This is a genomic window from Paraburkholderia bryophila (genome assembly GCF_013409255.1).
Lineage (GTDB): Bacteria > Pseudomonadota > Gammaproteobacteria > Burkholderiales > Burkholderiaceae > Paraburkholderia.
In genome coordinates, this window is the sequence record NZ_JACCAS010000001.1 from 2,266,100 (window position 1) to 2,292,202 (window position 26,103).

Consider the following 26,103-nt stretch of genomic DNA (forward strand, 5'->3'; position numbering starts at 1 on the left):
GCGATGAAATACATCTCCGCAAAACGCGCGGGTCTGGTGAGTTGCCATGCATGCGGCCGGGTCGAGCCGCGCATCCGCTCCGTCACGCCGCAGCACTGCGGACGCTGCGGCGCGCGCCTGCATTCGCGCAACCCGGACAGCCTGATGCGCACATGGGCGCTGTTGATCGCCGCCGCGCTGCTGTATATTCCCGCGAACCTGCTGCCGGTCATGCACACCGCTTCGCTGCTCGGTTCCGAAGACGACACCATCATGAGCGGCGTCGTGTACTTCTGGACGTCGGGTGACTGGCCGCTCGCGGTGATCGTGTTTATCGCCAGCATCATGGTGCCGATGCTCAAGCTAAGCGTGCTCGTACTGCTCACCGTCACCGCGCAACGCCGTTCGCGCTGGCGGCCCGAGCAGCGCACCGTGCTCTACCGGATGGTCGAGCGGATCGGCCGCTGGTCGATGCTCGACGTGTTCGTCGTCACGCTGACCGTGGCGCTGGTGCGCTTCAAATCGCTTGCCGTCATTACGGCCGGACCGGGCGCGATCGCTTTCGGTTCGGTGGTGATTCTGACCATGCTGGCATCGATGCAATTCGATCCACGGCTCATCTGGGACAACGTGGAAAGCCGTACTAAAAAACCTCAGGACCCCGATCATGACTAGCCCGCAAGGACCGACGCCCGCTTCCGATGATGCGCCGCGCAACGATTCGAACGGACCGAAGCTGCCGCCCCAACTCCCGGATCCCGACATCGAGCCGCGCAGCCGCTGGCTGCCTTCACTCGTCTGGGTGATTCCGCTGATCGCCGCGCTGATCGGCATCGCGCTCGTGATCAAGTCGGTGACCGAGAAAGGTCCGACCATCACGATCAGCTTCATCAGCGCCGAAGGCCTCGAGCCCGGCAAGACCAAGGTCAAGTACAAGGACGTCGACGTCGGCTCGGTGAAGACCATCACGCTGTCGAAGGATTTGTCGCACGTGCTGGTGCAGGTGCAGTTGACCAAGGAAGGCGAAGACTTCGCCGCCAAGGATTCGCGCTTCTGGGTGGTGCGGCCGCGAATTGGCGCGAGCGGGGTGTCGGGGCTGACCACGCTGCTTTCCGGCGCGTATATCGGCGCGGATGCGGGTCATTCGCCGGATGCCGAGAAGAGCTTCGTCGGTCTTGAAACGCCGCCGCCGATCACCGGCGACCAGAAGGGTCACCAGTTCATCCTGCACGGCGACTCGCTCGGCTCGATCGACATCGGCTCGCCGATTTTCTATCGACGCGTGCAGGTCGGCCAGGTGGTCGGCTTCTCGCTGGATAAGGACGGCACCGGCGTGACGATGCAGGTGTTCGTGTCCGCGCCGTTCGACCAGTACGTCGGCACCAACTCGCGCTGGTGGCATGCGAGCGGCGTCGACCTGCGGCTCGATTCCAGCGGCTTCAAGCTGAATACGCAGTCGCTGGCGACGGTGATCGTCGGTGGATTGTCGTTCCAGTCGCCGCCGGGCCAGGGCGTGGGGGCTCAGGCGCCGAACAACATGACGTTCCGCCTCGGCTCCGACGAAGCGGACGCGATGCGTGAACCGGACGGCGTGCCGTTGCGGGTGGTGATGAACTTCAACCAGTCGCTGCGTGGGCTGTCGGTCGGCGCGCCGGTCGATTTCCGCGGCATCGTGCTGGGGCAGGTGACCAACATCAACATCGACTACGATCCGAAGACGCGTAGCTTCACGATGCCGGTGACCATGAATTTGTACCCGGATCGCCTTGGCAAACGCTTCCGCGAAACCGCGCCGACGCCGGGCACGCTCGCCGGTCAGACGCTGCTGCAACAGTTGGTCAAGCATGGTTTGCGCGGCCAGTTGCGCACCGGCAATCTGATTACGAGCCAGTTGTATGTGGCGCTGGATATCTTCCCGAAGGCGGCGCCGGCAACCGTCGACGTGGCAAGCGATCCGCTCGAACTGCCGACGATTCCGAACACGCTCGACGAGTTGCAACTGCAGGTGGCCGATATCGCGAAGAAGCTCGATAAGGTGCCGTTCGATCAGATCGGCAACAACCTGAACAGCGCGCTGAAGAACGCCGATCAGTTGTTCACGCGACTCGACACGGAAGTCGTGCCGCAGGCGCGCGATACGTTGGCGGCGGCGAAGCAGACGTTTGGGACGGCCGAGGCGACGTTGCAGCAGGATTCGCCGTTGCAGTCGGATGTGCATCAGGCGTTGCAGGAATTGACGCGGACGTTGCAGTCGCTGAATGCGCTGTCGGATTATCTGGAGCGTCATCCCGAGTCGCTGTTGCGCGGTAAAACAGGAGATAAACCATGATGCTTGACCGGCTCCCCCGCTCGACGCGCGGGCTTGTGCGCGGTGCGGTTTTCGTCGGCGCTTTGGCCGGTGTGATGGTGGTGGCGGCGTGTTCGTCGCCGTCTAGCCGGTTTTATACGCTGGGGGTGGATGGGTCGGCGGGGGACGTTGCGGCGGTTAGCGCGCGGACTTCTTCGGCTGCGCCGGCCTGGTTGATCGAGGTCGCGCCGGTTGATGTGCCGCCGCAGGTCGCCAAGAATCAGATAGTCGTGCAGACCGGGCCGACTCAGGTGAAGGTGCTTGAGGATGAGCGGTGGGCTTCACTGCCGGGGGATGAGATTCGGCGGGCTTTGTCGACTAGCCTTACGCAGCAGCTCAATACGATTGATGTGTATGGGACGGCGAGGTCGGATTCGGCTGCGGTTTATCGGGTTAGCTTGAATGTGCAGCGGTTCGAGTCTTGGCCTGGGTCGCATGCGTTGATCGACGCGGTCTGGAGTGTGCGGGCCGTGCGGAGTAATGCGGTGATGACCTGTCGGAGTGTTGTTAGTGAGCCCGTTGGCGGGGGCTATGACTCGCTGGTTGATGGGCATCGGAAAGCCTTGATGCAGGTTTCTTTGCAGGTGGCTGCTGCTGTGCGGAGTATGGTTGCGGCTTCTGGGGCTGGGGCTGCTGCTTCGCAGAGTCGTGGGACTGGGGCTGGGGCTGGTAAGAACGCTGTCGGCGCTGTTGTTGTGCCGGGTTGTCCTTCTGAGCCGGGGACTGTTGCTGCTGGGGGGTGATGGTTGGGCCTTTTTGCCTGCGCGGCGCTTTCGGTTGCTCGCTTGCGGGGTTGGCCTTTCCTTGCTTTCTTAGTGGTCTATTAGCGTTGCCCCTGTGCGGGGCGGCACTCACTTTTCTTTGCCTGCCGCCGGTGTGTGTCAAGGTAGTTGTCGCGTGAACCGTTACGCTGCGTGCTTATACATGTCGGCCGAAGCCTGGGTTCGCTCAGGATTCAGATAGACCGAATCCGCGAGGTGCCAGTTGCGGATAGCGCCTGACCAGCGTGCGGGATTGCGCTGGCGCGAGGTTTGGTAGAGTGCACGCCGTCGGGCTAGCAGCTCGTTCGCTTCGCCGCGATGCCGTTGCGCCGGACTGACATATTTCAGGCCACTGTGACGGTGCTCCTCGTTGTACCACTGCACAAAGCGCTGAACCCAGACACGGGCAGCGTCGAGCGTATCAAACGACTGCTCGGGCCACATCGGACAATACTTCGCCGTGCGGAACAGCGACTCGGCAAACGCGTTGTCGTTGCTCACGCGCGGCCGGCTGAATGAAGGCTGCACGCCCAGATCAATCATGGCCGCGCGCATCGTGGCGCCCTTCATCGCACTGCCGTTATCCGAGTGCAGCACCAGCGGACGACCGGCAATGCCTTCGCGCAGACACCCCTTGGCCAGCAGCACGCCCGCGTGCTCGGCCGACTCCTGCTCCCACACCTCGTTCATCACCAGCTTGCGGCTGTAGATGTCCTTCATCATGTACCAGTAGAAGTAGCGCCCCCGCACCGTGCTGGGCATCCACGTGATATCCCAGCACCACACCTGGTTCGGGCCGGTGGCGCAATGCGTCGTGAGCGTGCGTCGTTGTGGCGCCTGCGCGCGACCGCGACGCTGCCCCTGACCGGCTGCTTTCAGGATCCGGTAGAACGTCGATTCGGACGCGATATACACGCCCTCATCAGCCAGTTTCGGCACGATCTGGTGGGGCGTCAGACTCGCATAACCCGGGCGGTTGGCCACCTCCAGCACGGCCTCACGCTCGGCCTCAGTCAGCCGGTTCGGCGGCGCCTCCCGGATGGCCAGCGTCCGGCCATCCTGCCGCGTTTCGCGCCAGCGCTGCACGCTGCGCACGCTGATCCCCAACTGCTCACACGCAAGGGCACGGCGCGCGCCCTGCTGCACCGCTTCGTCGATCAACTGCATGGCTTCATCGCGATCCGGGCGGCTGATCAGTCTTCCTCTTCCTTGCCCCAGATCGCGTCGGCTTTTTTTCGCAGGTTCAGCAACGCCGCCGCCTCCGCACGTGCCGCATCGGCGCGCTTGAGCTGACGCTCCAGTTCACGGATGCGTTTCTGCTGGGCCTTCACTTCCAGGCGCTGGGCCAGCGTGAGTTTTACCTCCGGCGGGTTGGCCTGCTCGCACGCCTCGCGCCACTGCCGGATCTGCTCCGGATAGATGCCCTTCCTGCGGCAGTACTCTGAAGTCTCCACCTCGCTCAGCGACGCCGTCTCCAGCACCACCCTGAACTTGTCGGCGCTCGACCATTGATCGCTTGTCTTGCCATTACCCGGCATGAATTCCCCAGCCTGTCTTGCGCTCTGCCGCCAGGCGCGTAGCGTCACCGTCGTGATGCCCGTCGCTCCCGCCAGCTCGATGACCGCACGATTGAACGGCGGCATCATCTGTTGGACTACCCATTCCCGCGTCTCTGCTGAATAGCGTTGCATCTTCCTTTCGCTGTCCGCCCTCCATCTTTACATCAATCGGTTCGGGCGACGCGACAACTAGGCTGACATGGAGGGGCCGCGGCAAAGAGAAGTAGGCAAGAGAAAGCCGGCTCACACCGTTAGCTCATAAGCGGGTCCCTCGCGCAGTCACGGTAGTGGTGCATCTGGAATCTGTGTTCTCGCGCATTCCACGTTAGTGACACAGCAGTCATTCTTCCGGCGGCGCTTCGCGCGCCGTCGCGGTCGTTCGCGCACTGACCCTGCTAAGCGGATCCCTCGCGCAGTCGCGATAGTGGTGCATCTGGAATCTGTGTTCTCGCGCATTCCACGCTCGTGGCTCAGCAGTCATTTTTCCGGCGGCGCTGCGCGCGCCGTCGCGGTCGTTCAAGTACTACTTGATCGCGGTGCGTTTTTTCGTTCGACACATGCGTTGGTACGCTTGGGCTCCGGGCTCGGATCTGCGCTTTGCCGACTCACAATTTCCGATCTTCCTCAAGCTTGCGACGCTCCCACTCCCGCAGAGACGCAATCAAGATCACCGCACGCCGCGGACTCAGCCGCGTTTCTCGCGGTGTCTCACCCTTCGCGCGCAAACGATAGTAAATGTCTTTGCTGATCCTATAGCGCTCACAAAACTCCGCAATCGTCAGAGGCGCATCTTCAAACATTCTCGGCCGCTCAGCTAACACCGGTTTTTCACTCATCTTCTGCTTTCCTGAAAAGCGTTTCACTACTCCGTCAGATCTCTCGTCACCACGTACAGGCGCTGTCCAAACTAGCCACTCAATACGCCTCATATCCAGCGGAAAAGAACCGCGCGATAGCAATAGACGGCATCAAGACAAACAATCGGGCAGCTCAGTTTGTGCCGCCAGAAGGCGCGGCCAGCGCGTAGAATTTCAGAAGCCCTCGACTGTTCGACATCTGAAAGACGGGAGTCGACGAGAAAGACGCGGGCAGTCGCGTCTCTCGCCTCTGCTTCTCTCGCAGCGCCCACGCTCAGCGGCATTCCCGTCAGTGCGTCAGCGTCGTGCGACGTGAAACCTTGAAGCAAACGCGGTTGTTCGGCGTCGCCCTGGTTGCACGAGTGCTTTCGTCATTGCTGGATGCCTCACCTGCGGACCTGGCCAGCAGCTTCCTCGCGTGACGCGCCGTGAGGCAGGTTTGAGGTGTTCCCTTCGCATCAAGCGCGATGACGCTGTACAACTCCTGGTCAGCCTCGATCTCTCGCCGGTATTCCTCTCCCGTGTCGATCAATAATCCCAGCAATGTTCGCTGACGATATCTTTCGTCGACCGTTACGGCCGGACTCTTGTATATCGAGGTCGCCAGCGTTATCAGGTTGTTCAACTGGGTGATCTGCCGATCAACCAATCTGCTGGCAGACAGCGCAAGTTTTTCATACTGCATGGCGTCAACAGGCGCACGCGAAACGGTTCGAGAATTCTTGACGGATCTACTCATGTGCGATCTCCAATTGCTGACCTGGATCGCCCGACACTCGCGTGAAAATCTGGGTGAGCGGGCACATTGACGGGTTTAGCAGACCGGCACGTAGAACCAATCACCGGTGAGCCGTGAGGCTCCCCCGACAAGGCCCGCCCAATGAAAAGGACTTGCATAGACGACCACACATCTGCTTCCGCAAACGCGCGAGGTCCTACGTGATACAGGCTGCTAAACCCGTTTGTCGTGACGCGCACGACAAAGCAAGTCTAAGACGTACCACCTGACGAGTGATCACCTGCGCGGGCTAAAAAGTGCACGCCGCCCTCATTTCCGAAATTTCCGAATGCGCTTGTCAGAGTTCCAAGCAATCAGTGATGCTGATCGGATTTGCGTCACTCACGACGAGCACATGATGCGGACCGAACGGCACCGCTCACGCATCGATGCGCGTAATTGAAGGCTTGTCACGGTGCGCACGGCTGCGAGAAGAACGAGGTGACGATTCGCGCAGGCCGTTCCGGCGAGCGCGCAGCGCGAGGCGGGGGAATGACTGCTGCGTCACGAACGTGGAGTGTGCAAGAGCACGGATTCCAGATGCGGCACTACCGTCGCTGCGCGAGGGATCCGCTTAGTAGGGTCAGTCTGTGAACGACCGCGACGGCGCGCGCAGCGTCGCCGGAAGAATGACTGCTGTGTCACGAGCGCGGAATGCGCGAGAACACAGATTCCAGATGCGCCACTACCGCCGCTGCGCGAGGAATCCGATTAGCAGGGGCAGTGCATGAACAACCGCCACGGCGCGCGCAGCGCCGCCGGAAGAATGACTGCTGTGTCACTTACGTGGAGTGTGCGAGAGCACAGCTTCCAGATGAGCCACTACCGCAACTGTGCGAGGGCCCCGCTTAGCAGGGGCCGTGCGTGAACGACCGCGACGGCGCGCGCAGCGCCGCCGGAAGAATGACTGCTGTGTCACGAACGCGGAGTGCGCGAGAACCTAGATTCCAGATGCACCGCTACCTTGACTGTGCGGGGGACCCGCTTATGAGCTGGCGGTGTGAGCCGCTTTCTTTTGCTTACTTTGCTTTGCGGCAGGCAAAGAAAAGTGAGTGCCGCCCCGCACAGGGGCAACGCTAATAGACCACTAAGAAAGCAAGGAAAGGCCAACGCAGCAAGCGAACCATCGAGGAGCCTAGTGCCCCGCAACCGCAAAATTCTGCAAAACGCTAACCATAGCCGGCCGAACATGCAATATCCTCCCACCTACCAGCAAACAGAAGACAGCAAACAGCCGCGGCAGCGCACCGCCCCGCAGGCCCCACCGAGTAGGACAGCAAAAAAACATGCTCACCACGCTAACCCGCTTACTAAAAAAATGGCGAGCCTCCCGCGACGGCGGCCACCAGCTAGACGCACTCCTTGCGATAGCGAACAAATCCGCCCCGTACGCGGACCGCAGCGAATGGTTGATCGAACTCGCCCACTGGATCCGTCGCGGCCGCGAAGTGCAGCAGACCACCAACGACGCGACAACGGAACAAACAACAGAACAGGCAACAGCAACGCCAGCAACACCCCGCTCCAACCCAGCCCACACAAGAATCCGCTACTTACTGCACGTCCTGGACCGCAACCCCACCTGGAAGGCAAATGTCGCGGGCATCCTGCGAGCGCTATTACGCGAAAGCGACGGCCTCTCCTTACTCTGCGACGCCGGCATGCCCGTGCACTCAGGCTTCTTCGGCGCCCTCTTCGAGCGCCTCGAAGCCTCGCTGATCCCACCCGCGCCAAACCGCCGCGACCTGACCGCGATCGTCACGCTGATGTTCAGCGCCGACCACGACGCCGAATGGATCGCAGCCCTCCCCACCGATCTCCTCATCCGCATCCGCGCGCTCTTCGACTACGAACCCGACGAAGCCGAAACACAGAACACCGCCCCGTTCTCCCTCGACCTGCTAGCCGCCCTGCACAACCTGACCTGCCAGATCAGCTCGACCGGCCTATCGCAAATCGTCCGCAGCCGCATCGGCGAAGTTGACGCCAGCGACACCCGCGAAACCAGCGACGTCCGCATCGCGATGGAAAAGCAACCGTTCTACCGCCTCACCCGCGCGATGCTCGCCGTCGAAGCCGCGCATCAATCTGTCGCCGCAGGCGAACCGCAAGACAAGCTTCTGCACGAAGTCAACTACCTGCGCCTGCTGCTCGACGAATGCCGCAGCGCCACCGACAAAGTCTTCGCCCATCTCTACCGAAACGGCGTCAGCGTCGACATCGTGTTCCAGGTCGAGCGGATGCGCATGCGCATCGTGCGCGCCGAGCATCTGCTCAACGCATGGATGGCGCAAGACGACCCGCACGCCGGCGCACGCCTCACCGCCGAACTCGTCAACGCGAATCACGCGAGCCAAAGCGTCGCGCATCTGGTGCGCAGCAATTTCTCGCTGCTAGCGCGCAAAGTCGTCGAGTACAGCGCCGACACCGGCGAACACTACATCGCCCGCGATCGCGCCGAGTATCTGAAGATGCTGCGCATGGCCGCCGGCGGCGGACTCGTCACCGTCGTCACGGTGTGCGTGAAATTCGCCATCACCGGCGTGCATCTGCAAGCCATGCTCGAAGGCCTGCTGGCCGGTATCAACTACGCCGCCAGCTTCCTGCTGATGCACTTCCTGCACTTCTCGCTCGCCACCAAACAACCGGCCATGACGGCGCCGACCCTCGCCCGCGAACTCGACGGCACCGGCACGCCGGCGGGCGTCGACAGCTTCGTGAGTTCGGTGATGGCGCTGATGCGCACGCAGGCCGCCGCCATCCTCGGCAACGTGCTGCTCGTGTTTCCCGTCTGCTTCGGCGTGCAGTTGCTCTGGCACACGCTCTTCAATGCCAACATCATCTCGCCGGAGAAGGCCCACGCCACGCTGCATTCTTTCTCGCTGATCGGACCCACGCCTTTCTACGCCGCGTTGACCGGCGTGCTGCTGTGGTCGTCCAGCCTGATCGCCGGTTGGGCGGACAACTGGTTCGTCCTGCATCGCGTCGGCGATGCGCTCGCCTATAACCGTCGTCTGCGCCTGACGCTCGGCGCAGCGGGAGCGGCGCGTCTCGCGCAGGCTTGCCGCTCGAATGTGGCGGGTGTTGTCGGCAATATCACGCTGGGTCTGATGCTCGGGCTCATGCCGGCGATCCTCACCGCGTTCGCCTTCACCTTCGAAGTGCGTCACGTGACGCTCAGCGCCGGCTCGATCGGTGTTGCGCTCGGCGTGCTCGGCAAGGACGCGTTGAAGCTGCCGGAACTCTGGTGGGCCGTGGCGGGGGTCGGCAGCATGGCGATCCTCAACGTGGCCGTGAGCTTCGCGCTCGCGTTCTACATGGCCGTCCGGTCGCGCGATCTGCGGCGCAACGCGGTGCGCTCGCTGCGTGGCGCGATCTGGCAGCGGGTGTTTCAGCGTCCGCAGGAACTGTTCTGGCCGACGAAAACCGCGCCCGACAGTAAGTAAATCCGCGGCCGGCGGTGGCTCAGTGGGCCGTTTCAGGTCGAGCCGCCATGCCATCGCACGAGGCGGCTCAGCCGACCGCGTACGGGCGGCGGCGGTTCGGCAGGCCGTCTCAGCCCGGCCCGCCACGCAATCGCGCGGGCCGCCCACCCCGACCGCGTACAATAGCGCCTTATCTAACGCCTTCCGGCAACCTCAATGTCCTTCGATTTCTTCCTCCCTTGCCCACGCGGCCTTGAAGCTTCGCTCGCGGCCGAACTCGCCGAGATCGCCGCCAGGCACATCAACGGCGCGCAGTTCGTGGCCGGCGCTCAAGTGCCGGGCGGCGTGCATTTCCGCGGAGGCTGGGCTGCCGGCATGGCCGCCAACCTGCATTCGCGACTCGCGAGCCGCGTGCTGCTGAAGATCGCGCATCGTCCGTATCGCAGCGAGCAGGATATTTACGCACTGGCGCTCGAGCAGCGTTGGGAACAGTGGTTCTCAGCCAAAGAAACGCTGCGCGTGGACGTCACCGCGATCAAATCGCCGCTGCGCAGCCTGGAATTCACCACGCTGCGCGTCAAGGACGCGATCTGCGACCGTCTGCGCGAAGTCAGCGGCGACCGGCCGAGCATCGACACCGCCACGCCCGACGTACGCGTGTTCGCGTTCCTCACGGCCACCGAGTGCACGCTTTACCTCGACACCTCCGGCGATCCGCTCTTCAAACGCGGCTGGCGCCTCGACAAGGGCGCGGCGCCGCTGCGTGAGAACCTGGCGGCGGGCATCCTGCGTCTGACCGGCTGGAATGCCGGTACGCCGCTGTACGACCCGATGTGCGGCAGCGGCACGTTCCTCGCGGAAGCCGCGCAAGTCGCGTTGAACATCGCGCCGGGCGCGGAGCGCCGCTTCGGTTTCGAGAGGCTCAAGCAGTTCGAAGCCAAGACCTGGCAGCCGCTGAAGGCCGCCGCGCTCGACGCAAAGCACGCCGGGCGCAGCTCGCGCGCCGATCTGCAGATCTTCGGCAGCGATATTTCCGGCGACATGCTCGACAAGGCGCGCGCCAACTTCGAGCGCGCCGGCTTGCCGAACATCCCGCTCAAACAGGTCGACGCGCGCGGCATGACGTCGCCGTCGTCGGACGCGGGCATTCTGGTCGCCAATCCGCCGTACGGCGAGCGGATCGAAGTGCGTGGTCGCAATGCGCGCGGCGAGATCCGCGAAGGCCGCGCCAATCGTGAGCCCCGCGAAGACGACAGTTTCCATCGCGCTCAGGAAGAAGCGCCGGATAGCGAGTTCTTCCAGTTGCTCGGCGACGCGCTGAAGCAGCGCTTCACCGGCTGGCATGCGTTCATCCTGACGTCGGATCGCAAGTTGCCGGGTCAGTTGCGTTTGCGCGAATCGACCAAAACGCCGCTCTTCAATGGCGCGCTCGAATGCCGGTTGTTCCGCTTCGACCTGATCGCGGGCAGCGTGCGGCAACGGCCGCAACAGAGCGATACGCCGGCGGAGTGAGGCAACGGCTTCAACCGCTCGCTGTAAAACGAATGGGATGTAAAAAAACCGCGGACTCGGCTCCGCGGTTTTTTTTCGTCGACATTTTGTGGGTGCTGCTGCCACACCCTACTGCCACACCCTACTGACACCACGCTGTCAGTAGCACCCCCGCACACTCCTTCTCACGCCATCCGGCGCTTTGCACGGCTTACCCGCCATCCACAGGAGAGTGACATGTCCAACGCATCCAAGGTTGTTGCCTGGTTCGAAATCCCGTCCGTCGATTTCGACCGCGCTGTCCGCTTTTACGAAACCACGTTCGACGTCAAACTGAACGTGCAGGAAGTCGGCGGCCGTCCGATCGCCATCTTCGGCTACGAAGAGCCGGCCACGGGCGGCGCGATCGTCCACAATCCGGCGATGAAGCCGACCGACGACGGCGTGCTCGTCTATCTGAACGCGCAACCGAACGTCGACGCGGTGCTCGCGCGCGTCGAGCAGGCCGGCGGCAAGACCGACGGTCCGGTGATCAAGCTGCCGCAGGATATCGGCTACATCGCGTTCTTCACCGATACGGAAGGCAACCGCCTCGGTCTGCATTCGCGGACCAACGGTTAAAGCGCAACGCAACGCCTCCGCCCGCAGGCGTGCGCGCGGGAGCCGCCAGAACGCTGACCGGGGCACGGCATGCGGCGCTATCATCGCGGGACCGTTCCCGTCCTCTTCTACCAAACACCCACGATGACGCGCCGCGCCGACCGCCTGTTCCAGATCGCCGAACTGCTGCGCGGACGGCGTCTGACCACCGCGCAACAACTCGCCGACTGGCTCAATATTTCGCTACGCACGGTTTATCGCGACGTGCGCGATCTGCAACTGTCGGGCGTGCCGATTGAAGGCGAAGCGGGCATCGGCTACCGTCTGAGCCGTGCGGCGAGTCTGCCGCCGCTCACCTTCACCGCCGACGAACTCGCCGCGCTCGCCGCTGGCGCGCGCATGCTGGAATCGTGGGGCGGCTCAGGCTTCGCGAGCGGCGCGCGTGGCGCGCTGGCGAAGATCGCTTCTGCCATGCCGGCCGATAAACGCGCGGCGCTCGAGCGGCTCGCGGTGTTCGCGCCGTCGTTTCACATTAAAGGGGATTTCTCGACGCAGCTCGACGCGCTGCATCGCGCGATCGACACGCGGCATGTGGTGGGGTTTGCTTATACCGATGCGAGTGGCGCGGCGAGCGAGCGGCGCGTGTGGCCGCTTGCGCTCGCGTATTGGGGCGCGCGCTGGACGCTGGGCGCGTGGTGCGAGTTGCGCAGCGACTTTCGCAATTTCAGCCTGGAGAAGATGCAGAACCTTCAGATGCTCGAACAGTATCCGGATCAGGAAGGGAAGAGGTTGGCGGATTTGATGCGGCATGTGAATGCGAAGCCGCGGTAGAAAGGGACTAAAGGCGAATTCGCAGCCCCTCGCCTGGCAGGCCGCGAATCCACCCCGCCGGTTTATTCCACCGCCTTCACCATATCCTCGATCACCTTCTTCGCATCCCCGAACACCATCATCGTCTTGTCCATATAGAACAAATCGTTGTCGAGCCCGGCATAACCCGCCGCCATCGACCGTTTGTTCACGATGACCGTGCGCGCCTTATACGCCTCGATAATCGGCATCCCCGCAATCACCGACTTCGGATCGGTCTTCGCGGCCGGGTTCACCACGTCGTTCGCGCCGAGCACCAGCACCACATCGACCTGACCGAACTCGCCGTTGATGTCGTCCATTTCGAACACCATGTCGTACGGCACTTCGGCTTCCGCGAGCAGCACATTCATGTGCCCCGGCATCCGTCCGGCCACCGGGTGAATCGCGTACTTCACATCGATACCCTTCTCGACCAGCTTGTCGGTCAACTCCTTCAACGCATGCTGCGCCCGCGCCACCGCCAGCCCATAACCCGGCACGATCACGACGGTTTCCGCATTGCCGAGCATGAACGAGGCATCGTCGGCCGAACCGGATTTCACCGGACGCTGTTCCGCCGACCCACCTGCCGCCGCCGCACCCGCCTCATTCCCGAAGCCACCGAGAATCACATTGAAGAACGACCGGTTCATCGCGCGACACATGATGTACGACAGAATCGCGCCCGACGACCCCACCAGCGAACCCGCGATAATCAGCATCGGATTGTTCAGCGAGAAGCCGATGCCCGCCGCCGCCCAGCCCGAATACGAGTTCAGCATCGACACGACCACCGGCATATCCGCGCCGCCGATCGGGATGATGATCAGCACGCCGAGCACGAACGCGATGAGCGTCATGATGATGAACGGCAACCACGACTGCGTGAGGAAGAAGATGACGCCGAAGCCGAGCATCGCGAGTGCGAGCATCAGGTTGATCAGATGCTGACCGCCATACACAACCGGCGCGCCCTGAAACAACCGGAACTTGTACTTGCCCGACAGCTTGCCGAACGCGATCACCGATCCGGAGAACGTAATCGCGCCGACGAACGTGCCGATAAACAACTCGACGCGATTGCCGTACGGCAGGAACCCCGGCGTCATATTGTCCGGATCGACCAGACCAAACGCCGACGGCTCCGACACCACCGCATACGCAATACACACGGCGGCGAGACCGATCAGCGAGTGCATGGCCGCGACCAGTTCTGGCATCTTGGTCATCTCGACGCGCGCCGCGACGAACGCGCCGATCGCACCGCCGATCACCAACGCGACCAGCAATAGTCCCAGCCCGAGCCCGAGATTCGACCCAAGCGCATTCGCCTGCTTGACGATCAGCGCGAGAGTCGTGACGATCGCGATCGCCATCCCGACCATACCGAAAGTATTCCCAATGCGCGCCGTCTTCGGATTCGACAGCCCCTTGAGCGCCTGAATGAAACAGACGGACGCAACCAGATAAAGCAGCGTGACGACGTTCAGACTCATTACGCGTTCTCCTTGGCCGTCTTGGCTGCGACGAGCTTCTTCGGCTCTTTCTTGCGGAACATCTCCAGCATTCGCCTGGTGACGAGAAAGCCGCCGAATACGTTGACCGCCGCGAGCCCGACGGCGAGCGTGCCGAAGAACTTGCCCGTATCGCCGACCGTCAGGCCGGCCGCGAGCATCGCGCCGACGATCACGATCGCCGAGATCGCATTGGTCACGGCCATCAGCGGCGTGTGCAGCGCGGGCGTGACGTTCCAGACGACGTGGTAGCCGACGTAAATCGCCAGCACGAAGATGATCAGGTTGATGACGGTGTGGTTGATGACTTCCATCGCCGTTCTCCTTTAGTGGTTCACTCAGGTCTTGCGCGTGACTTCGCCATCGCGGGCCAGCAGCGTGGCCGCGACGATGTCGTCCGCGAGATCGATATTCAACGCGCCTTCCTTCGTGACGATCAGCTTCAGGAAGTCGAGCAGGTTGCGCGCGTAGAGGGACGAAGCATCGGCGGGCACCATCGACGCCAGATTCGTATAGCCGACGATCTGCACGCCATGTTTGATGACCACCTGATCCGCCACGGTCAACGGGCAGTTGCCGCCGCGCTGGCCTTCGTATTCCGCGCCGCGTCCAGCGGCAAGGTCCACCAGCACCGAGCCCGGTTTCATCGCCTGCACGGTGTCGACCGAGATCAGCGTCGGCGCGGCGCGGCCCGGAATCAGCGCGGTGGAGATCACCACGTCGGCCTGCTTCGCGCGTTCATGAACTAAAGCCGACTGACGCGCAAGCCACGACGGCGGCATCGGCCGCGCATATCCGCCGACGCCTTGCGCGGCTTCGCGTTCTTCGTCGGTTTCATAAGGCACGTCGAGAAACTTGGCGCCGAGCGATTCAATCTGCTCCTTCACGGCCGGCCGCACGTCCGACGCTTCGATCACCGCGCCCAGGCGCTTGGCGGTCGCGATCGCCTGCAAACCGGCCACACCCGCGCCGAGAATCAGCACGCGCGCCGCTTTCACGGTGCCGGCGGCCGTCATCAGCATCGGCATGAAGCGCGGATAAAGCGTCGCCGCCAACAACACCGCCTTGTATCCGGCGATGTTCGCCTGCGACGACAGCACGTCGAGACTCTGCGCGCGCGTGGTACGCGGCGCGGCTTCCAGAGCGAACGCGGTCACACCGGCCGCAGCCAGTTTGGCCGAGTTTTCGGCGTTAAACGGATCGAGCATGCCGACCAGCGTCGCGCCGCGCTTGAGCAGCGGCAGTTCGGCGTCGGTGGGAGACTGGACTTTGAGAACGAGGTCGGCGGCGAACGCTGTAGCGGCGTCGACGATTTCAGCGCCGGCGGCCGTAAAGGCTTCGTCAGGAAAGCTTGCGCCGGTACCGGCGCCGCTCTGGATCGTGACCCGGTGGCCCTGGGTCACATACTTCTTGACCGTTTCGGGCGTCGCGGCGACGCGGGTTTCGTGCGCGCGCGTCTCGGCTGGCACTCCGATGTGCATCTTTGTTTCCTCCTCGACTTCCTGTTTGACTAACGACAGTTCGGCCGACGAGGCACGCCGGCTTGCAAGTGCAACGGCTAACGCCCCACTTTAACCGAAACCGAAGCCGCGTCGAAATCGGGGACAATGCGGGGGCTTGTACGGATGCGGGCCGCATGGTGCCGCGACGCGCGGGCGGGGCCGCCGTCTTGCCGGCGCGACCCATTGCCACGATCGGACGCCGGTCGGCGACCCAGCCACTGCCCACCCGCTTCCCGGCAGCCCAGGCCCATAAACGGTAAAATGCGCACCCATGAAACCGGAATCCTGGCTGCCGCACGTCACCGTTGCGGCTATCGTCGAGCGTGACGGGCGTTTCCTGCTGGTCGAGGAACATACCGTCGACGGTCTGCGCCTGAACCAGCCCGCCGGCCATCTGGAGGCGGGAGAAACGCTGCTGAACGCGGTGATCCGCGAAACGCTCGAAGAAACCGCCCACCCATTCGCGCCCGAGGCGCTGGTCGGCATGTACATGACGCATTTCGAGCGGCCCGGTAGCGAAGGCGTGACGTATCTGCGCTTCACCTACTGCGGCACGAGCGGCGAACCGGACCCGGCGCGCGCGCTCGACCCCGACATTGTCCGCACGCTGTGGATGAGCGCCGACGAATTGCGCGCGTGTCCCGAGCGGCACCGCACGCCTCTGGTCATGCAGTGCGTCGACGATTACCTCGCGGGCCGGCGTTTTCCGCTCGATTTCGTGCAGACGCATTCGGTCGGGCAAAAACGGTAGCCGTCACGCGCGGCCAACCCACAATCCCATGAAGTCCCGCAGCACCCAGTGAGCATCTTATGAGCAAGCAGAAAGTCGTAGTAGGCATGTCGGGCGGCGTCGATTCGTCGGTTACCGCGTGGCTACTGAAGGAACAGGGCTACGACGTGGTCGGCCTGTTCATGAAAAACTGGGAAGACGACGACGACAGCGAATACTGCTCGACGCGCCAGGACTGGATCGACGTGGTGTCGGTGGCGGACCTGATCGGCATCGACGTCGAAGCGGTCAACTTCGCCGCCGAATACAAAGACCGCGTATTCGCTGAATTCCTGCGCGAATACTCGGCCGGCCGCACGCCGAATCCCGACGTGCTGTGCAACGCCGAAATCAAATTCAAGGCCTTCCTCGACCACGCCATGTCGCTCGGCGCGGAAACCATCGCGACCGGCCACTATGCCCGCGTGCGCGAGAACGAGGGCCGCTTCGAACTGCTGAAAGCGTTCGACCATACGAAAGACCAGTCGTACTTTCTGCATCGGCTGAATCAGGCGCAATTGTCGAAGACGCTGTTTCCTTTGGGCGAGATTCCGAAGACCAAGGTCCGCGAAATCGCCGAACAGATCGCGCTGCCGAATGCGAAGAAGAAAGACTCGACCGGCATCTGCTTCATCGGCGAACGGCCGTTCCGCGACTTCCTGAACCGCTATCTGCCCACCCAACCCGGTCCGATGAAAACGACGGACGGTAAAGTGGTCGGCGAACACATCGGCCTCGCGTTCTACACGTTCGGGCAGCGCAAGGGCATTGGTCTCGGCGGCAGCAAGGAAGGCAGCGGCGAACCCTGGTTCGTGGCCGGCAAGGATATTCCGTCGAACACGCTATATGTCGCCCAGGGGCACGATCACTCGTGGCTGCTGAGCCATACGCTCAGCGCGGGCAATACGAGCTGGGTCGCGGGCGAGCCGCCGGCGGACGGCTTCGCGTGCGGCGCGAAAACCCGTTACCGCCAAGCGGATGCGGCCTGCACGTTCGGCAACGCGAACGTCGGGCCAGGCCTGTTCGAACTGAATTTCGCCGACGCGCAATGGGCTGTCACACCGGGGCAATCCGCGGTGCTTTACGATGGCGACGTTTGCCTCGGCGGCGGCATCATCGAACATGCGGTGACCGGGCAGCCGGTCGCGCGTCAGCCGCAGAAAGCGGCGCTGCTGAGTGCCCGCTGAGCGATGCGCTCAAGCAGCCGCAGCTAGCTTCACCATAACAAGCAGTCGTTCGTCCCCTTTCGCGGCGGTTCCGCCTGCGCCGACAGCGTCGGCGATCCCGCCGTGACGATCCCCACTGCACTGGAGTCTCCATGTTTTCTCGACGTTATCTGGCCATGTGGTGCGCAGTCGTGCTGCTCGCCGTCTGCGCGGCGCTCGGCGCGACGCAACACATTTCGTGGTTCTGGCTGGTCGTGCCGGTCGCGCTCGTCGCGCTCGGCCTGTTCGACCTGAACCAGCAGCGCCACGCGATTCTGCGCAACTATCCGCTGTGGGGGCACTTCCGCTTCCTGTTCGAATTCATCCGCCCGGAAATCCGTCAGTATTTCGTCGAAGACGATACCGACGAAAAGCCGTTCTCGCGTGCCCAGCGCAGCATCGTCTATCAGCGTGCGAAGAACGACGTGGACAGCCGCCCATACGGCACCGAACTCGACGTCAAAGCGGTCGCGCACGAATGGATCAGCCACTCGCTCGCGCCCACCACGCTCGAGAATCACGACTTCCGCGTCGCGGTCGGACCGGACCGCGCTAAACCTTATTCGATGTCGATCTTCAACGTCTCGGCGATGAGCTTCGGCTCGCTGTCGGCGAACGCGATCATGGCGCTGAACCTCGGCGCGAAGAAGGGCAACTTCGCGCACGACACCGGCGAAGGCTCCATGTCGAAGTATCACCGCGAGCACGGCGGCGACATCATCTGGGAAATCGCGTCGGGCTATTTCGGCTGCCGTAACGACGACGGCACCTTCAGCGCGGAAAAATTCGCGAAGCAGGCCGCCGAGCCGCAAGTGAAGATGATCGAAGTGAAGCTTTCGCAAGGCGCGAAGCCGGGTCACGGCGGCGTGCTGCCGGCCGCCAAGATCACGCCGGAAATTGCCGAGACGCGTGGGGTGCCGATGGGCCGCGACTGCATCTCGCCGGCCACGCACTCGGAGTTCTCGACGCCGCGCGGGCTGCTCGAATTCGTCGACCGTTTGCGCACGCTGTCGGGCGGCAAGCCGACTGGATTCAAGCTGTGCATTGGACATCCGTGGGAATTTTTCGGCATTGCGAAGGCGATGCTGGAAACGGGCATTTTGCCGGACTTCATCGTCGTGGACGGCGCGGAAGGCGGCACCGGCGCGGCGCCGCTGGAGTTCACCGATCACGTCGGCGTGCCGCTGCAGGAAGGCTTGCTGCTGGTCCATAACACGCTGGTCGGGATCGGCTTGCGACAGCGCATTCGCATCGGCGCGAGCGGCAAGATGATCACCGCGTTCGACATCACTCGCACGCTGGCGATCGGCGCGGACTGGGTGAATGCGGCGCGCGGCTTCATGTTCGCGGTGGGCTGCATTCAGGCGCAAACCTGCCACACGGGCCGCTGCCCGACCGGCGTCGCGACGCAGGACCCGGTGCGTCAACGCGCGCTGGTCGTGCCGGACAAGGCCGATCGCGTGTTCAACTTCCATCACAACACGCTGCACGCGCTGAAGGAAATCATTCAGGCCGCGGGGTTGAAGCATCCGGCGGAACTGCGCGCGCATCACATCGTGCGGCGTGTGTCGTCGCATGAGGTGCGGCTGATGTCGGATCTGCTGAAGTATCTGGAACCGAACGATCTGGTGAACGGCAATTACCGTTACTCGCTGTTCGAGAAGTACTGGCCGGTGGCGCAGAGCGATTCGTTCTCGCCGAAGGTGGAGTTGGCGGCGACGTGAGCACGATGCGGAGCCGATTGCCCCAAGGCATGCGCATGACAACCGGCTGACCGACCACCCGCGTCGTAACGATAAAGGACCGCCCAAAGCGGTCCTTTATCATTTGAAGAGTGCCGCCAGTCCCGTCCGACCCCGCAAAACGGACACCCCCCTCCCTTTCCGTTAAAATCTATGGTTTAGCACTTCGCTCCACGGCCACCTCGCGCGCTCCGGCGTTTGCGGCGCGGCCTCATGCCCGAAAGGCACTTCATGCTCACGTTTCAGCAAATCATCCTGACAATGCAGTCCTACTGGGACAAGCAGGGTTGCGCGTTGCTCCAGCCGATCGACATGGAAGTCGGCGCGGGCACGTCCCACGTTCATACGTTCCTGCGCGCGATCGGCCCCGAACCGTGGCGAGCCGCCTACGTGCAACCGTCGCGCCGTCCGAAAGACGGCCGTTACGGCCAGAACCCGAACCGTCTGCAGCATTACTACCAATACCAGGTGGTGCTCAAGCCGGCGCCCGAAAACATCCTCGACCTGTACCTCGGCTCGCTCGAAGCACTCGGTTTCGACCTGAAGCAGAACGACGTGCGCTTCGTCGAAGACGACTGGGAAAATCCCACGCTCGGCGCGTGGGGCCTCGGCTGGGAAGTGTGGCTGAACGGCATGGAAGTGACCCAGTTCACCTACTTCCAGCAAGTGGGCGGTCTGGATTGCAAGCCGGTGCTTGGCGAAATCACTTACGGTCTCGAACGTCTCGCCATGTATCTGCAGAAGGTCGAGAACATCTACGACCTGGTCTGGACCGAGTGGGAAGAACAAGGCCCGAACGGCCCGGAAATTCGTCGCCTCACGTACGGCGACGTGTACCACCAGAACGAAGTTGAACAGTCCGCCTACAACTTCGAGCACGCGAACGTCGAGCTGCTGTTCTCGATCTTCAACAGCTACGAAGCGGAAGCCAAGCGCATGATGGAAGCGCAGATCGCGCTGCCCGCTTATGAGCTGGTGCTGAAGGCCGGCCACACGTTCAACCTGCTCGACGCGCGTGGCGCGATTTCGGTCACGGAACGCGCGGCCTACATCGGCCGTATCCGCACGCTGTCGAAGCTGGTCGCACAGGCTTACTACGATTCGCGCGAAAAGCTCGGCTTCCCGATGCTCGGCAATCCGGTGCACGGCGTGCCCGGCCTCACGACCGACGAGCAAGACGCCGCGATGCCCGCGTGGGCGCCGCCGCTGAAAGTCGAACGCAAGATCGATCCGGACTGACGAGAACACCCAGACATGACTCAACCCCATCAAGCTACCCTGCTCGTCGAACTGCTAACCGAAGAACTGCCGCCGAAAGCGCTCGCGCGTCTCGGCGACGCGTTCGCCGAAGGCATTGCGCAGCGCCTCGCGGCGCGCGACCTGATCGAAGGCGAACTGTCGTTCGAACGTTATGCGACGCCGCGCCGCCTCGCTGTCACGATCAAGAACGTGCGCGCGGTCGCACCGGAAAAACAGGTGCGCGAAAAAGTGCTGCCCGTGTCCGTCGCCTTGGACAAAGACGGTCAGCCCACCGCGCCGCTCGCGAAGAAACTCGCGGCGCTCGGCTTCCCCGATTTCTCGGTGAACGATCTCGAACGCGCACAAGACGGCAAGGCCGAAGCGTTTTTCCTGCGCTATGCCGCGCCGGGCGCAACGCTCGCCGACGGCCTGCAAGCCGCGCTGGACGAAGCGCTCGCCGTGTCGAAGCTGCCGATTCCCAAGGTCATGACGTATCAGCGTCCGGACGGCACGAACATTCAGTTCGTGCGGCCCGCACAGCGTCTCACGGTCCTGCACGGCGATCAGGTGGTGCCGGTCAGCGCGCTCGGCATCGACGCCGACGACACCACGCTCGGTCATCGCTTCCTGTCCGAAGGCTTCGTGCAGATCCAGCACGCCGATTCGTACGCGGACACGCTGTTGCACAAAGCCCATGTGGTCGCGAACTTCGCCGACCGCAAGGCGACCATCCGCACGCATCTGCTCGCGCAAGCCGACGGCGACCAGGTGGTGATGCCGGATTCGCTGCTGGACGAAGTGACGTCGCTGGTCGAATGGCCAGTGGTGTACGCCTGCAAGTTCGAGGACGAATTCCTGCAAGTGCCGCAGGAATGCCTGATCCTCACCATGCAGACCAACCAGAAATATTTCGCGCTGACCGATGCGAACGGCAAGCTGCGTTCGCGCTTCCTGATCGTGTCGAACATCGAAACAGCCACGCCGGGCGATATCATCGAAGGCAATGAGCGCGTGGTGCGTCCGCGTCTGGCCGACGCGAAGTTCTTCTTCGAGCAGGACAAGAAGAAGCCGCTCGCGGATCGCGTGCCGCTGCTCGCGAACGTCGTGTATCACAACAAGCTGGGCTCGGCGCTGCAACGCGTCGAGCGTGTGGAAGGTCTGGCCGGTGCGATCGCCGCGCTGACCGGCGCCGACGTCGCGCTCGCGCAGCGTGCCGCGCGTCTGGCCAAGGCCGATCTGATCACCGACATGGTCGGCGAATTCCCCGAGCTGCAAGGCACGATGGGCACGTACTACGCGCGCCACGACGGCGAGCCGGAAGAAGTCGCGCTCGCGTGCTCGGAACACTATCAGCCGCGTTTCTCGGGCGACGCGTTGCCCGCCACCGCAACCGGCACCGTCGTCGCGCTGGCTGACAAGCTCGAAACGCTGGTCGGCATCTGGGGCATCGGCCTGCAACCCACCGGCGAGAAAGACCCGTTCGCGTTGCGCCGTCACGCGCTCGGCGTGCTGCGCATTCTGGTCGAGAAGCAACTGCCGGTCGACTTCGTCGAATTGCTGCGCGCCGCTTACGCGCAATTCGCCGCCGTGCCGAACGTCGCCGATTCGACGCAAGCCATTTATGACTTCGGCATGGACCGCCTGCGCGGTCTGCTGCGCGAACGCGGCTACGCGCCGGGCGAAATCGACGCGGTGCTAGCGCTGAACCCCACGCGTCTCGACGACATCGTCGCGCGTCTGGACGCGGTGCGCGAATTCGCGTTGCTGCCGGAAGCGGCTTCGCTCGCGGCGGCCAACAAGCGCATCTCGAACATCCTGAAGAAGTCGGAAGGCGTGGCGACTACCGGCGGCGTGCAGATCACACTGCTCGTCGAAGCGGCGGAAAAGGCCTTGCATGCGCAACTCGAGCAAGTCGCGCCGCGCGTGCAATCGCAACTCGCCGCGCGCGACTACACGGGCGCGCTGACGGCGCTTGCCGCGTTGCGCGAACCGGTCGACACGTTCTTCAACGACGTGATGGTCAACGCCGAAGATCCGGCGTTGCGCGCCAACCGTCTGGCCTTGCTCGGCGCACTGCATCAGCAGATGAATTGCGTCGCCGACATTTCACGACTCGCTGCCTGAGCCCCGCGCCATGCCGACCAAAAAAGTGGTGATCCTCGACCGCGACGGCGTGATCAACGTCGACTCCGACGCGTTCATCAAGTCGCCGGACGAATGGGTACCGCTGCCCGGTTCGCTCGAAGCGATCGCGCGGCTGAACCAGGCCGGTTATCGCGTGGCGATCGCCACCAATCAGTCAGGCATTGGCCGCGGTCTGTTCGACATGAACGCGCTCAACGCGATGCATCTCAAGATGCATCGCCTGGCGGCGGCGGTCGGCGGGCGCATCGACGCGGTGTTCTTCTGCCCGCACACGGCGGAAGATCACTGCGAGTGCCGCAAGCCGAAGCCAGGCATGTTGAAGATGATCGCCGAGCGCTTCGAGGTCGACCCGCCGCACACGCCCGTGGTGGGCGATGCGATGCGCGATCTGCAAGCGGGTGCGGCGCTCGGTCATCCGACCCATCTGGTGCTGACCGGCAAGGGCCGCAAAACGCTCGCGGCCGGCGGCCTGCCCGAAGGCACGCGCGTGCATGACGACCTGCGCGCCTTCGCACTCGACTTCCTCGCCGCCGCTCAAGAGTGACGCGCCACGCGCGTCCCTAAACCTCACTGACCACGCCGATGCGCTTCACTCGCTCTCTGCTGCTGCTGATCTATCTCGTTCTGTACACGGTGCCGTACGCGTGCGCGTGCTTCATCGCGTTTCCGTTCATGCGCGCCGACAAGCGCTACTGGATGGCCGCGGGCTGGTGCAAGTCGACCCTGCACGTGGTGCGCTGGCTCAACGGCATTCGCTACAACATCGAAGGCTTCGAGAACCTGCCCAACGGTCCCGCCGTGCTGTTGTCGAAGCATCAATCGGCATGGGAAACAGTGGCGTTTCCGGCGCTGATGCCGCGTCCGCTGTGCTACGTGTTCAAGCGCGAACTGCTGTACGTGCCGTTCTTCGGTTGGGCGCTCGGCTTGCTGAAGATGGTTCATATCGATCGCAAGGAAGGCAAATACGCGTTCGAATCCGTCATCAAGCAAGGCAAGGCGCGCATGGCTGAAGGCGCGTGGGTCATCATGTTTCCGGAAGGCACACGCACGCGCAGCGGCACGCAAGGCAAATACAAAACCGGTGGCGCGCGCTTCGCGGTCGCTACCGGCGCACCAGTCGTACCGATCGCGCACAACGCGGGACGCCTGTGGCCTCGCAACTCGTTTCTTAAATATGCGGGTATAGTCACAGTGTCGATCGGCAAGCCGATCGACACCACGGGACTCACGCCCGAAGAAGTGAACGCGCGCGTCGAACAGTGGATCGAAGCTGAAATGCGTCGCATCGATCCTACCGCGTACAGCGCGACGGAAAGCCGTTCCGCCGCCGCACCAATCTGACGCGCCCACGCCCTCGAAGGCGTACTTGCGCGAAGCCGAAACCGATGCAGAAGTCTCCTACGTCGCAGCCTGCTGCGGCGCTCGATAACCGGCAACTCGATCTCCCGCTCTTCGCCGAGCCGGGGTCGACGTCGTCGTCCCCTTCACCCTCCGCGCCTTCTTCCGGTTCTGCCGGGAGTGCGTCGGGCACGTCGCATTCCGCTGGACTGCTCGCGCCAGATGGCAGCAAATTGCGCAGCCTCGTCGTCGGTTCACGCACGCTGCATTACGCGCTCAAGCGTTCCGCGCGCCGCTCGATCGGCTTTGCGATCGACAGCACGGGTCTGACGATCACCGCACCGCGTTGGGTCACGCTCGCCGATATCGAAACCGCGATCACCGAAAAGCAGCGCTGGATTTTCGCGAAGCTGATCGAATGGCAAACGCGTGTCGAACAGCGCGCGTTGCCGAAGGTCGATTGGAAAGACGGCGCGGAAGTGCCGTACCTCGGCCAGCCGGTGCGCGTGATACTCGGCTCGCCGCAAGGCACGCTTCAGTTCAGCACGAGCGATTCGGCGTTGCAGGTACCGTTGCCGTTGCAGGCCGATCCGCAGCAGATCAAGGACCGCGTGCAAGGCTGGCTGCAAGGCGAGGCGAAGCGTCTGTTCGGCGAACGTCTCGCGATTTATTCGGAGAAGCTCGGCGTCAGCTACCGCACGTATGCGCTGTCTTCAGCGGCAACGCGCTGGGGTAGTTGTTCGAGCGACGGTAAGATTCGCCTGAACTGGCGGCTGATTCACTTTCCGTTGTCCATCATCGACTATGTCGTCGCGCATGAGCTCGCGCATCTGCGTGAGATGAATCACAGCCCGCGATTCTGGCAAACGGTGGAATCGATTTTTCCGGAATTCCGCGAGGCGCGGCAGACGCTGAAGTCGCATCCGCCGGAATTGCTGCCTACGTTGTAGCGAGATCTTTTTAGACGGTTTCAGAGCTTGAGACGAAAACGGCGCTTCATCATGAAGCGCCGTTTTTCTTTTGAGCCGCCGGGACCCACACCGGCTCACTCCGTGCAGAACGTTTCCTGCAGATGACGCCACATCACCTTGCCGTGCGCGTCGAGTTCCATCACCGCCGTGGAGCGCCGCACGTTCGCGTTGCCCGCACCGTCGCGCTGATACTCGCGGTATTTCACCACCGCGCCCGATGCATAGTCGGCGACGATCTCCATGTCGCGGATCGTGATTTGCGAGCCCGGACGCGCGCCGCGCAGCTTCGCGAATACTTCTTGCGTGCCCGCGTAATCGAGCGCGTTGCCGGACGTCATAACCAGCGTGAATTGCGGCGTGAAGCGCGCCATGATTCGCTGCAGCGCGCCTTCGTCCGCCGAGCCGTCGAACAGCGCCGCGATTTCGACGTGGATCTCGTCGAGTTCTTTGAAGTAGGGATTGCTGTTATTCATTTTCGAATCTCGCCCTGCCGTCGACGTTATTTCTTTTTCTGAATGAACTCGATCTTGTAGCCGTCCGGATCCGTGACGAACGCGATCACCGTGGTGCCGTGTTTCATCGGGCCGGCTTCGCGCACGACCGTGCCGCCTTGCGCCTTGATTTTGTCGCACGCGGCGTAGGCGTCGTCGACTTCGACGGCGAGGTGCCCGAAGCCGCTGCCGAGGTCGTACGACGGCGTGTCCCAGTTGTGCGTGAGTTCGAGGACCGTGCCGTCGCGTTCGTCTGTGTAGCCGACGAACGCCAGCGTGAATTTGCCGTCCGGATAGTCGTCGCGGCGCAGCAGTTTCATGCCGAGCATCTCAGTGTAGAAGGCGATCGAACGATCCAGGTCGCCGACCCGAAGCATGGTGTGAAGCAGGCGCATGGTGCACTCCCTGTTGGGTGATAAAACGAGACCGTCAATGTACCCGGAATCACGCTGCGCTGCAGCGCGCGGATCAGGCGCGGCGGGCTCAATGGCGTCCCCAATGGCGTGCTCAACGACGCCCTCGCGCAGGTTGACTATTT

General features: G+C 63.1%; 23 protein-coding genes. 15 read left to right on the plus strand and 8 right to left on the minus strand.

Translation table 11 applies throughout. From position 1 onward, the window contains the following. Nucleotides 1-3: 3 nt before the first annotated feature. Genes GGD40_RS10035 through GGD40_RS10045 form a run of 3 tightly spaced genes read left to right on the plus strand, consistent with a single transcriptional unit; the run spans nucleotide 4 to nucleotide 3,069 of the window. Complete coding sequence (locus tag GGD40_RS10035) at nucleotides 4-654, plus strand: paraquat-inducible protein A (protein ID WP_035553353.1); 651 nt, start codon at nucleotides 4-6, stop codon at nucleotides 652-654. Continuing rightward, nucleotides 647-2,308, plus strand: a complete 1,662-nt coding sequence (locus GGD40_RS10040; protein WP_035553355.1) for a PqiB family protein — start codon at nucleotides 647-649, stop codon at nucleotides 2,306-2,308. The genes GGD40_RS10035 and GGD40_RS10040 overlap by 8 nt, the downstream gene beginning before the upstream one ends. Beyond that, on the plus strand, nucleotides 2,305-3,069 hold the full coding sequence (locus GGD40_RS10045; protein ID WP_179743554.1) for a PqiC family protein: 765 nt from the start codon (nucleotides 2,305-2,307) through the stop codon (nucleotides 3,067-3,069). Before GGD40_RS10040 ends, GGD40_RS10045 begins: the two co-directional genes overlap by 4 nt. Before the next feature lie 162 nt (nucleotides 3,070-3,231). Here the strand turns inward: GGD40_RS10045 and GGD40_RS10050 are convergent. The 3 genes from GGD40_RS10050 to GGD40_RS10060 form a co-directional block, all read right to left on the minus strand. Continuing rightward, nucleotides 3,232-4,778, minus strand: a protein-coding gene (locus tag GGD40_RS10050; protein WP_373565272.1) for an IS3 family transposase whose coding sequence is annotated in 2 segments (ribosomal slippage) — nucleotides 3,232-4,313 and nucleotides 4,313-4,778 — 1,548 coding nt in all. Because the reading frame shifts where the segments join, the coding sequence is not laid out codon by codon here. A 473-nt stretch (nucleotides 4,779-5,251) separates the two neighbouring features. Next, on the minus strand, nucleotides 5,252-5,482 hold the full coding sequence (locus tag GGD40_RS10055) for a hypothetical protein (protein WP_035553360.1): 231 nt from the start codon (nucleotides 5,480-5,482) through the stop codon (nucleotides 5,252-5,254). Between the two features lie 310 nt (nucleotides 5,483-5,792). Beyond that, a complete protein-coding gene (locus GGD40_RS10060; RefSeq protein ID WP_035553362.1) occupies nucleotides 5,793-6,242 on the minus strand; it encodes a hypothetical protein in 450 nt (149 codons plus the stop codon). A 1,325-nt stretch (nucleotides 6,243-7,567) separates the two neighbouring features. Here GGD40_RS10060 and GGD40_RS10065 point away from each other — a divergent pair. The 4 genes from GGD40_RS10065 (at nucleotide 7,568) to GGD40_RS10080 (ending at nucleotide 12,628) form a co-directional block, all read left to right on the plus strand. Next, nucleotides 7,568-9,727, plus strand: a complete 2,160-nt coding sequence (locus GGD40_RS10065) for a site-specific recombinase (protein ID WP_179743556.1) — start codon at nucleotides 7,568-7,570, stop codon at nucleotides 9,725-9,727. Nucleotides 9,728-9,922: 195 nt separating this feature from the next. After that, entirely contained in the window at nucleotides 9,923-11,218 is a 1,296-nt protein-coding gene (locus tag GGD40_RS10070) for a THUMP domain-containing class I SAM-dependent RNA methyltransferase (protein WP_035553368.1), read from the plus strand. Nucleotides 11,219-11,434: 216 nt separating this feature from the next. Next, entirely contained in the window at nucleotides 11,435-11,818 is a 384-nt protein-coding gene (locus GGD40_RS10075; protein ID WP_179743558.1) for a VOC family protein, read from the plus strand. 69 nt (nucleotides 11,819-11,887) lie between these two features. Next, entirely contained in the window at nucleotides 11,888-12,628 is a 741-nt protein-coding gene (locus tag GGD40_RS10080) for a helix-turn-helix transcriptional regulator (protein ID WP_176060012.1), read from the plus strand. Between the two features lie 62 nt (nucleotides 12,629-12,690). On the opposite strand, the gene GGD40_RS10085 is transcribed toward GGD40_RS10080, so the two are convergent. Genes GGD40_RS10085 through GGD40_RS10095 form a run of 3 tightly spaced genes read right to left on the minus strand, consistent with a single transcriptional unit; the run spans nucleotide 12,691 to nucleotide 15,644 of the window. Further along, nucleotides 12,691-14,145, minus strand: a complete 1,455-nt coding sequence (locus GGD40_RS10085; protein ID WP_035553376.1) for an NAD(P)(+) transhydrogenase (Re/Si-specific) subunit beta — start codon at nucleotides 14,143-14,145, stop codon at nucleotides 12,691-12,693. Continuing rightward, nucleotides 14,145-14,477 carry an NAD(P) transhydrogenase subunit alpha gene (locus GGD40_RS10090; RefSeq protein WP_035553378.1) on the minus strand — a complete coding sequence of 111 codons (333 nt, stop codon included), beginning with the start codon at nucleotides 14,475-14,477 and terminating at the stop codon, nucleotides 14,145-14,147. The genes GGD40_RS10085 and GGD40_RS10090 overlap by 1 nt, the downstream gene beginning before the upstream one ends. A 24-nt stretch (nucleotides 14,478-14,501) precedes the next feature. After that, nucleotides 14,502-15,644, minus strand: coding sequence for a Re/Si-specific NAD(P)(+) transhydrogenase subunit alpha (locus GGD40_RS10095; protein ID WP_179743560.1), 1,143 nt, complete (start codon nucleotides 15,642-15,644; stop codon nucleotides 14,502-14,504). Nucleotides 15,645-15,936: 292 nt separating this feature from the next. Here GGD40_RS10095 and GGD40_RS10100 point away from each other — a divergent pair, with 292 nt between their 5' ends. From GGD40_RS10100 to GGD40_RS10135, 8 genes are all read left to right on the plus strand, one after another. Then, a complete protein-coding gene (locus GGD40_RS10100) occupies nucleotides 15,937-16,416 on the plus strand; it encodes an NUDIX hydrolase (protein WP_179743562.1) in 480 nt (159 codons plus the stop codon). Between the two features lie 59 nt (nucleotides 16,417-16,475). Continuing rightward, a complete protein-coding gene (gene mnmA / locus GGD40_RS10105) occupies nucleotides 16,476-17,621 on the plus strand; it encodes a tRNA 2-thiouridine(34) synthase MnmA (RefSeq protein WP_179743564.1) in 1,146 nt (381 codons plus the stop codon). 131 nt (nucleotides 17,622-17,752) lie between these two features. Further along, nucleotides 17,753-19,363, plus strand: a complete 1,611-nt coding sequence (locus GGD40_RS10110) for an FMN-binding glutamate synthase family protein (RefSeq protein ID WP_179743566.1) — start codon at nucleotides 17,753-17,755, stop codon at nucleotides 19,361-19,363. 249 nt (nucleotides 19,364-19,612) lie between these two features. Further along, the gene (glyQ, locus tag GGD40_RS10115) at nucleotides 19,613-20,620 is read left to right on the plus strand and encodes a glycine--tRNA ligase subunit alpha (RefSeq protein ID WP_179708862.1); all 1,008 of its coding nucleotides are present in this window, start codon (nucleotides 19,613-19,615) and stop codon (nucleotides 20,618-20,620) included. A gap of 15 nt (nucleotides 20,621-20,635) precedes the next feature. Continuing rightward, nucleotides 20,636-22,744, plus strand: coding sequence for a glycine--tRNA ligase subunit beta (gene glyS, locus GGD40_RS10120; protein ID WP_179743567.1), 2,109 nt, complete (start codon nucleotides 20,636-20,638; stop codon nucleotides 22,742-22,744). A 10-nt stretch (nucleotides 22,745-22,754) separates the two neighbouring features. Further along, nucleotides 22,755-23,309 (plus strand): D-glycero-beta-D-manno-heptose 1,7-bisphosphate 7-phosphatase, encoded by a 555-nt coding sequence (gene gmhB / locus GGD40_RS10125; RefSeq protein ID WP_179706889.1) that lies wholly within the window; start codon nucleotides 22,755-22,757, stop codon nucleotides 23,307-23,309. A gap of 38 nt (nucleotides 23,310-23,347) precedes the next feature. Then, the gene (locus GGD40_RS10130) at nucleotides 23,348-24,106 is read left to right on the plus strand and encodes a lysophospholipid acyltransferase family protein (RefSeq protein ID WP_179743569.1); all 759 of its coding nucleotides are present in this window, start codon (nucleotides 23,348-23,350) and stop codon (nucleotides 24,104-24,106) included. Nucleotides 24,107-24,150: 44 nt separating this feature from the next. Then, on the plus strand, nucleotides 24,151-25,053 hold the full coding sequence (locus tag GGD40_RS10135) for a M48 family metallopeptidase (RefSeq protein WP_179743570.1): 903 nt from the start codon (nucleotides 24,151-24,153) through the stop codon (nucleotides 25,051-25,053). A 95-nt stretch (nucleotides 25,054-25,148) separates the two neighbouring features. Here GGD40_RS10135 and GGD40_RS10140 read toward each other — a convergent pair whose 3' ends face one another. Both GGD40_RS10140 and gloA read right to left on the minus strand, forming a co-directional pair. Beyond that, nucleotides 25,149-25,547 (minus strand): hypothetical protein, encoded by a 399-nt coding sequence (locus GGD40_RS10140; protein ID WP_035553398.1) that lies wholly within the window; start codon nucleotides 25,545-25,547, stop codon nucleotides 25,149-25,151. A 26-nt stretch (nucleotides 25,548-25,573) separates the two neighbouring features. After that, nucleotides 25,574-25,960, minus strand: a complete 387-nt coding sequence (gene gloA, locus GGD40_RS10145) for a lactoylglutathione lyase (RefSeq protein WP_035553401.1) — start codon at nucleotides 25,958-25,960, stop codon at nucleotides 25,574-25,576. Nucleotides 25,961-26,103: the final 143 nt, after the last annotated feature.

Bases quoted from the DNA above. Each gene is read 5' to 3' on its own strand.
- GGD40_RS10035 (WP_035553353.1), top strand. From the start codon at position 4: ATGAAATACATCTCCGCAAAACGCGCGGGTCTGGTGAGTTGCCATGCA.
- GGD40_RS10040 (WP_035553355.1), top strand. From the start codon at position 647: ATGACTAGCCCGCAAGGACCGACGCCCGCTTCCGATGATGCGCCGCGC.
- GGD40_RS10045 (WP_179743554.1), top strand. From the start codon at position 2,305: ATGATGCTTGACCGGCTCCCCCGCTCGACGCGCGGGCTTGTGCGCGGT.
- GGD40_RS10055 (WP_035553360.1), bottom strand. From the start codon at position 5,482: ATGAGTGAAAAACCGGTGTTAGCTGAGCGGCCGAGAATGTTTGAAGAT.
- GGD40_RS10060 (WP_035553362.1), bottom strand. From the start codon at position 6,242: ATGAGTAGATCCGTCAAGAATTCTCGAACCGTTTCGCGTGCGCCTGTT.
- GGD40_RS10065 (WP_179743556.1), top strand. From the start codon at position 7,568: ATGCTCACCACGCTAACCCGCTTACTAAAAAAATGGCGAGCCTCCCGC.
- GGD40_RS10070 (WP_035553368.1), top strand. From the start codon at position 9,923: ATGTCCTTCGATTTCTTCCTCCCTTGCCCACGCGGCCTTGAAGCTTCG.
- GGD40_RS10075 (WP_179743558.1), top strand. From the start codon at position 11,435: ATGTCCAACGCATCCAAGGTTGTTGCCTGGTTCGAAATCCCGTCCGTC.
- GGD40_RS10080 (WP_176060012.1), top strand. From the start codon at position 11,888: ATGCGGCGCTATCATCGCGGGACCGTTCCCGTCCTCTTCTACCAAACA.
- GGD40_RS10085 (WP_035553376.1), bottom strand. From the start codon at position 14,145: ATGAGTCTGAACGTCGTCACGCTGCTTTATCTGGTTGCGTCCGTCTGT.
- GGD40_RS10090 (WP_035553378.1), bottom strand. From the start codon at position 14,477: ATGGAAGTCATCAACCACACCGTCATCAACCTGATCATCTTCGTGCTG.
- GGD40_RS10095 (WP_179743560.1), bottom strand. From the start codon at position 15,644: ATGCACATCGGAGTGCCAGCCGAGACGCGCGCGCACGAAACCCGCGTC.
- GGD40_RS10100 (WP_179743562.1), top strand. From the start codon at position 15,937: ATGAAACCGGAATCCTGGCTGCCGCACGTCACCGTTGCGGCTATCGTC.
- mnmA (WP_179743564.1), top strand. From the start codon at position 16,476: ATGAGCAAGCAGAAAGTCGTAGTAGGCATGTCGGGCGGCGTCGATTCG.
- GGD40_RS10110 (WP_179743566.1), top strand. From the start codon at position 17,753: ATGTTTTCTCGACGTTATCTGGCCATGTGGTGCGCAGTCGTGCTGCTC.
- glyQ (WP_179708862.1), top strand. From the start codon at position 19,613: ATGCTCACGTTTCAGCAAATCATCCTGACAATGCAGTCCTACTGGGAC.
- glyS (WP_179743567.1), top strand. From the start codon at position 20,636: ATGACTCAACCCCATCAAGCTACCCTGCTCGTCGAACTGCTAACCGAA.
- gmhB (WP_179706889.1), top strand. From the start codon at position 22,755: ATGCCGACCAAAAAAGTGGTGATCCTCGACCGCGACGGCGTGATCAAC.
- GGD40_RS10130 (WP_179743569.1), top strand. From the start codon at position 23,348: ATGCGCTTCACTCGCTCTCTGCTGCTGCTGATCTATCTCGTTCTGTAC.
- GGD40_RS10135 (WP_179743570.1), top strand. From the start codon at position 24,151: ATGCAGAAGTCTCCTACGTCGCAGCCTGCTGCGGCGCTCGATAACCGG.
- GGD40_RS10140 (WP_035553398.1), bottom strand. From the start codon at position 25,547: ATGAATAACAGCAATCCCTACTTCAAAGAACTCGACGAGATCCACGTC.
- gloA (WP_035553401.1), bottom strand. From the start codon at position 25,960: ATGCGCCTGCTTCACACCATGCTTCGGGTCGGCGACCTGGATCGTTCG.